The organism is Deltaproteobacteria bacterium, from assembly GCA_019309045.1.
Taxonomy (GTDB): domain Bacteria; phylum Desulfobacterota; class Syntrophobacteria; order BM002; family BM002; genus JAFDGZ01.
The window spans coordinates 1-6,724 of record JAFDGZ010000119.1 but is presented as its reverse complement, the minus strand read 5'-3'; the positions used below and the strand labels follow the sequence as shown (position 1 = coordinate 6,724).

The window sequence follows — 6,724 nt, the reverse complement described above, 5'->3', positions numbered from 1 at the left end:
CTTCAGGTCCGTTTTTGTATGGGCTCCGAGTTTATAAAGTCGCATGGCGACAATATAAACTCTTCTTCGCCTGAAGGCGAGGGGTTTCCACCATCCCCGAAAGAGACACTAATTGCCGGAGACATTCTGTGCCCCTACAGGAACGCTGCTGATTTACGAGGGTTCACCCCTGACCCATTCAGGGTGTTGCCATCATTCCAGCAATGACAGCGATTTGACTTATAGCCAGGGATCTCTAGCTTTCCGGCAAGACAATGGTCGCAGCACTAGGGCCGCGACTGGTTGTGCAGCTCGCATTCGCAGAAATTGGCCTTTCGGGTTGGGGTGTTTTTATGGCAATGGAACTTCGGCGCATTTTGTTTGCTATTTCTGGGTATTTTTTCGATTTCCCACCTTTGTCTTGCTCTCTTGCAACTTCACCTCTACCTTTTGTCGATTTTCACTCCCCAGTTCCAGGGCCCTTTCGTATGCCTTTTCCGCCTGGCGCCATTCTCCAAGTGCGCGGTAAGCATCTCCGAGATGTTCGCGAATTACGGGATCGTCTGGAAGTTTCTCCAGAGCCTTCTTTATCCATTTCAGGGCCTTCCTGTGGCGTCCCATCTTGAAATATACCCAGCCAAGGCTGTCAGTAATGTAGGGGTCGTCAGGTTTGAGTTTGAGTGCCTGTTTAATGTACTTTTCCGCCTGTGCCAACCTTATACCCATCTCAGCCAGGGTATAGCCGAGATAGTTGAGGGCTGTGGCGTCCGTTGGATCCAATGCTACGGCCTTTTCCATCTGTCTTACGCATGCCTGCCGTTCCCCCATTTTGTCGAAGACCACACCCAGGCGGAAATGAAGCCGCTGATTGTCCGGGTCCAGAGCCAATCCTTTTTCGAGTACTTGTGCCGCTTTTGTGTATTGCTTTGCAAGTTCATAGAGATTTCCCAGGTAAAGATAAGCATCGGTCTCTTGAGAGTAGAGTTCTACTGCCCTTTGCATGCATTGGATCGCCCCGTGCATGTCTCCCTTTTTCTGGAGGATGAACGCTCGACTGATCTGGGCTTTCAGCCCATATGGGCTGTCCGCTGGAATTTTCCCCAATTCTTCCAGAGCCTGCGACAGATTGCCCATTTCTTCATAAACAGTGCCAAGATAATAGTGAATCTCGGAATTATTTTCATCGGTTACCAACAAATCACGGAACAGCTCAGCAGCCTCCTGCAAATCTCCCAGTTCCATGTGGATCAGGCCCACTTTCACTTTTACATCCATCCTTGTCTGATCTTTTGCCAGTACTTGCTGGAAAATGCTCAGAGCAGGCCGGAACCTGTCCTGGCGTAAATACAAGTTGCCCAGTTTTACCAGGGCTTTTTCATTATCCGGATCCACCTCCAACATTCTCTTGTAAAGAGATTCAGCTTCTGTAAACCGCGCCTGCGTCTCGTAGAGATAGCCGAGATCCAACAGGGCCATCTCAAAATATGGTCGGGCAGCAAGCACCCGTTGATAGAGTTCTTCCGCCTCTTGCGGGCGTTTGAGCTCCAGGGCCACTCTCCCCAGGTAATAGGTTGCCATGAGATTGTCTGGATTCTTGCGGACGATTTCTTTCAGAAGTGTGTAGGCTCTTGAATAGTTTTTTTCAGCAGCGAGTACCGAGGCCAGCAAGAATCCGGCTCTTTCATTGTCGGGCTCTTGTGCTAGAATCGCTTCATATTGTTCCACAGCCTTTTCGGGCTGATTGCGACGGCTATAGATGGTAGCCAGGATAATCCGTGCTTTTATGGAGGCGGGATCCTTTTTGCTGGCTGCCATTGCTGTTTGCAGAGCAAGGTCATCCTTGCCCTGCCGCAGATATAGAGAAGCCAGTTCAACCCGCGGCAGGATTGCCGCCGGATCATAGGCAACTACCTGCTCCAATGCAGCCACAGCAGCATCCACTCTATTCTCTTTGAGCAACTTCTGAGCGCGCAGATATTGGAAGTACGACTCTTGTTTACCGCTGAAATAATCTTCCGAAACATTGCTAGAGGAGGCTGCCGTCTTGTCAGCCGCGGTTCTCCTGCCCAGGATGGAGCAGCCACTGCCAACAAACAGCAAGGTCGCCACCAGGATTACGTAAAGCAACTTTCTCATATTTCCCCATAATTGTTGGTATCTCATAAACACCCTGTAATGTTCAGATAACAAATTGTTTGTCCATAGTCAAACTTTTCACTTTACTCGAGAGCATGGGGTCAGCCCCCGAGCTGGGCAACAATGTTTTCATTTCTGCCATGGTATGCCATCTCTGGTCAAATCCCTCATAGTAGATAATCTGCAATAGGTGAACGACAGCTGACAACCTGTTAGGAAAAACCTGTGCCACCTGCTTCCATGGAGAACCTCTCTCCGGTTGACCTGACTACACTTGCATAAAGGCATTGCCCTGCAGCAATAGTTTGTCTATATTTAGCGAACCGTGGTTTATCTACGGGCTGGCTGCTCCTTTGGCCTCTTGACAGCGGCTCGAGGCACACATCCACTCTCCCGGGAATGAAGCCACCCGAGACAGCAGGATAGCCTGGAGGCTTAGATGTCCTCAACAGCCGTAAACCACATTGAGTACTTTGGACTATGACTGCTGAGCTGCCGAAAATTCGCTCCCATCTGGAGGCAATTCCTGTAAGTGATCAGGGAAATATGCAGGTAGCTTTGCGAGACCTCGAGGGCCTCAGTTCCCAGACACTTATTCTCAGCCCGCAGGCTTACTTCATTCTCACCCTGCTGGATGGTTCACACAGCATTACAGACATCCAGGCTGCCTATATGCGCAGGTTCGGCGATCTGCTCTTCAGAGAAGCGCTTGAAGGTCTCCTTCGTACACTCGACGACAACTTCATGCTGGACAATGACAGGAGCCGCCGCCAGAAAGAACAGCTGATCAATGAATTTCGCCAGCAGTCAACCCGTGCTCCTTACCACGCTGGCCTCACCTATGAAAATGATCCCGAAAAACTGCGTTCACAATTGCTCGCTTACTTCAGTCCAGAAAATGGGGGGCCGGGATTTCCTGAACCAGCTCATTTGAAGCGGCCTTTACGGGCGCTGGTGGCTCCTCACATTGATCTCCGTGCCGGCGGACCTTGTTTTGCCCATGCCTACAAAGCACTGCTCGAAGCGCAACCGATTGGCACCTGCGTTATTCTTGGCACCGGTCACGAGCCTTTGCCGCACTATTTCGCCCTCAGCCGCAAGGACTTCGACACCCCCCTCGGCAGAGTTGCTGCAGATCAGGAATTCATCGATGAATTCAGCCACCGCAGCCCTGTGGACCTCTTTGCTGACGAATTTGCCCACCGCAGGGAGCACACCATTGAATTCCAGGTGGTGTTCTTGCGGCTGCTGCTGCCCGATGTGAAAATTGTCCCCCTGCTCTGCTCCTTCGGTGTGGAAGAGATCGGGGAGGAAAAGGAGGAAATCCTGCAAGTCGTTGATGCCTTGCGTCAAACAGTGGCTCTTGACCCTGAAGGAACCTGTCTGTTGGCCAGTGTGGATCTTGCCCACATCGGCCCACGATATGGGGACAATTTCCGTCCCCACGCGGGCACTATTCAGCACCACCAGCAAGAGGACCAGCATCTACTCGAAATCTTGCTGACTGGCAATGCCCATGAGTTTGCCCGTGTCCTCATTCAAGATGGTAATCGCCGGCGCATCTGCGGCCTGCCTCCCCTCTACACCCTGTTAAAAGCACTGCCAGGCCGTGTCGACGGCAAGCTTCTTTATTATGGCCATACTCAGGTAGATCAGCACAATTCTTTTGTAACCTTTGCCAGCGCAGCTCTTTATTCGCAAGAGCAATCTTGAGATTTCCTCATCATCGACATTTCTCGGATAAGTCCAGGCGGCTCAGTTCCTGAAGCCCGCGGCTAGCTCCTATGTGCCATGTGGTCATAGATGCTCAACTGAAGAAAGCGCTGATCCTGCTCTGAAATCTCCAGGAAGCGGACAGCCATTCTTCTCGATGAGGCATCTTGCGAGCCGCCGCTTTTCAATGTTCTGACCACTTCTGCCCTTATGCCAAGCTGACGTCCCCCTGGAGGTTTGATGACCAGCCGCATTCTGCTGAGATAAGGCAGTGATTTCTGGCAGCGAATCAAAGCTCCGCTGGCGCTCAGATTGATGGTCTCCCCTTCCAGCGGCTCGTCAGAAACAATAATGGTCACGGGCCACTGGATCTCTGCCCTCTGGTCGAGTCTCCTTTTCTGTTCCTGTCTATGGTAATATTCGTCTTTAGCCAGCAGAATAATGATAAAAAGCATGTAGCCCGCTATGAGCAGCCATCCTGTCAGCATGATCTTCCCAGCCGCCTTGTGGAGCTTGCTCCGAGATAAATGAACCTGTACTGTCTACAGTTTCGCTAGACTATAGTCATTGCCTACTTGAGTTCGCTCAATTTTTTCATGCACACCCTGTGCCGAATTTAAGCTGCAGGGTATGATTACCATAATCGTTCTGTGGCAAAATTCATAACAGCAGCATTGACGAAGCCACAGCCCCGGGCTAGCTGACCATCAATGGGCGCAAGAGCCGCTGCAAAGAACCCGGCCAAGTCTCCTGGGATAGAAAATCGCTGAGAAGTACAATTTTCTGAGGCCGCCCGGGGGCAACACTGAAAACAATGAAAAAATGAGGTACCGACTTTCGTGGTGACTGTGGTACACTCCAGCAATATCAGGGCAAGTCGTCAGAATTAGATAATCAACCAGGATATTAACATATCCGAGGAAAGAGCATGTTCCGCTTCAGGAAAAAGAGCTCGCCCAGTTGCGCTGCCATAACCGATGGCAGCCGTCCCTCCTGGCTGGGCAGCATTGCGGTATTCTATTTTATCTTGCTGGCACTGCTGAGCATCCCTTTCGTTGCCCTTCTAATGATCTTCTTTGTCCGCACAGTCATGAATGTCTACCTCTGGATCTTCCTTGGCATAGGGCTGCTCGCTGCAGTAGCTATGGGCCTCGTTTATTGGAGAAGAAAGAAGCTTCGAAGCAGATTTAAGAAGGACACACACGATGTCATGAATATCATTCGAGCAGCAGCAAGAGAGGGCCACCAGGTCAATATATCCTTCTTGCATGGACTCGTTCGCCTTGACTATCAGGGCGGCAACAGGAATTCTCAGCTGCTGGCAGTCTCCTCTGCACAAGAATTGAAAGCTTTGCCAGGCCGCAGTACGAGCGGCTCCTCCCCTGAAGGAACAGTGGTTGCAGACACCGCTGTGCAGCAAAACTCTCCATCCCATATATTGGGGGAGTTGGAAAAACTTGCCGACCTGTTAGACCGTGGTGTCGTTACTGAGGCGGAATTCCAGGAACTCAAGTGCCATCTTCTTGGCAGTAAGCGGCTTTGATTTCTTGCTGGCCAGGAGAGACTCCTCTGGTGACAGCGCCACATTCTTCCAGCCTCATCCATTTTTTTGACCCCGCCACCAATCATATGCTAGAGTGCAGCAGTCAGCTTATGAAGCCCTGAAGGGAAATTAGATGAAGGAAACTGGCAGCATCTCAACCCCTTATTATTATCTGATCACAGCGGCAAGTTTTGTCATTCTGGTTGCCGGTATGCGGGCCGCCGCATCAATTCTGGTGCCTTTTCTTCTTTCCATTTTCTTGGCCATAATCTGTACTCCTTTGCTCTTCTGGATGCGAAAAAAAGGTGTTCCCAATGCGCTGGCTGTGTTGACCGTCCTGGTGGTGCTCGCTGCCATAGGCGTTCTTCTGGTGGTGGTGGTAAGCAGTTCTTTGAACAGCTTCCTCACCACCCTCCCTGCTTATCAAAAGGAGTTGACCGAAAAGACGGCTGCCCTGGTTTCGTGGCTGCACAAAAAGGGCATCGATGTTTCCAACAAAGTGCTGATCGACTATCTGGACCCCGGCAAGATTATGCGTATGGTGGCCAATACTTTCACCACCTTGAGTGCGGCCCTCAAGAATGTGGTGCTGATACTTCTCACCGTTGTTTTTATCCTTTTGGAAGCTGCTGGGTTCCATCAAAAACTCGCTGCTGCTCTCCCTCAACCGCAAAACTCCCTGCAAAGACTCTCTACCTTCACAGAGAGCGTCAACAGGTACCTTGCTCTGAAAACGCTTTTCAGTGTGGTCACTGCCGTTGCCATATGGATCTGGCTCACCATTGTTGGAGTGGACTACGCTCTACTCTGGGCTCTGCTTGCTTTTCTATTGAATTATGTGCCCACCATTGGTTCCATGATTGCCGCGGTGCCTGCTATTCTCCTTGCTGTGGTGCAACTCGGCGGCAGCGCCGCCCTGCTGACTGCTGCTGGTTACGCTGTGGTGAATGTCTCCATCGGCAGTGTAATTGAGCCTAGATTCATGGGGCGCGGCCTTGGACTGTCCACCCTGGTGGTATTTCTTTCACTGGTATTCTGGGGATGGGTACTCGGACCTGTGGGCATGCTTTTATCTGTACCTCTCACCATGATCGTCAAGATCGCCCTGGAAAGCAATGAGGACACCAGATGGCTCGCCATGATACTCGGACCTGCTCCTTCCGAGCGGTTGGCTGCATCCAGGGAAAAGCGTGCTACAGCCCACGAAAAAGATGTGCACTCCAGTAAGACCGCTGAACTGGACAGCACCACCTAATTGCCGAGTTGGCTCATGGCGGAAGGCTTCTCGAATGTTCAGTTCCTTTTCTTTAAAAGCCAGGCCGGCTGAAACACTGTTCATAATATTATGCATCT

The 6,724-nt window shown here is 51.1% G+C and carries 5 protein-coding genes; 3 read left to right on the top strand and 2 right to left on the bottom strand.

Annotated elements, in window-relative coordinates:
• Nucleotides 1-363: 363 nt before the first annotated feature.
• A complete protein-coding gene (locus JRI89_15985) occupies nt 364-2,115 on the bottom strand; it encodes a tetratricopeptide repeat protein (protein ID MBW2072739.1) in 1,752 nt (583 codons plus the stop codon).
• A gap of 480 nt (nt 2,116-2,595) precedes the next feature.
• Here JRI89_15985 and amrB point away from each other — a divergent pair, with 480 nt between their 5' ends.
• Entirely contained in the window at nt 2,596-3,828 is a 1,233-nt protein-coding gene (amrB, locus tag JRI89_15980; GenBank protein MBW2072738.1) for an AmmeMemoRadiSam system protein B, read from the top strand.
• A 62-nt stretch (nt 3,829-3,890) separates the two neighbouring features.
• On the opposite strand, the gene JRI89_15975 is transcribed toward amrB, so the two are convergent.
• The gene (locus JRI89_15975) at nt 3,891-4,316 is read right to left on the bottom strand and encodes a PilZ domain-containing protein (GenBank protein ID MBW2072737.1); all 426 of its coding nucleotides are present in this window, start codon (nt 4,314-4,316) and stop codon (nt 3,891-3,893) included.
• 440 nt (nt 4,317-4,756) lie between these two features.
• Between JRI89_15975 and JRI89_15970 the strand changes: the two genes are divergently transcribed.
• Together JRI89_15970 and JRI89_15965 are read left to right on the top strand one after the other, a co-directional pair.
• On the top strand, nt 4,757-5,371 hold the full coding sequence (locus JRI89_15970) for an SHOCT domain-containing protein (protein ID MBW2072736.1): 615 nt from the start codon (nt 4,757-4,759) through the stop codon (nt 5,369-5,371).
• A 133-nt stretch (nt 5,372-5,504) separates the two neighbouring features.
• Nucleotides 5,505-6,626 carry an AI-2E family transporter gene (locus tag JRI89_15965; GenBank protein MBW2072735.1) on the top strand — a complete coding sequence of 374 codons (1,122 nt, stop codon included), beginning with the start codon at nt 5,505-5,507 and terminating at the stop codon, nt 6,624-6,626.
• Nucleotides 6,627-6,724 lie beyond the last annotated feature (98 nt).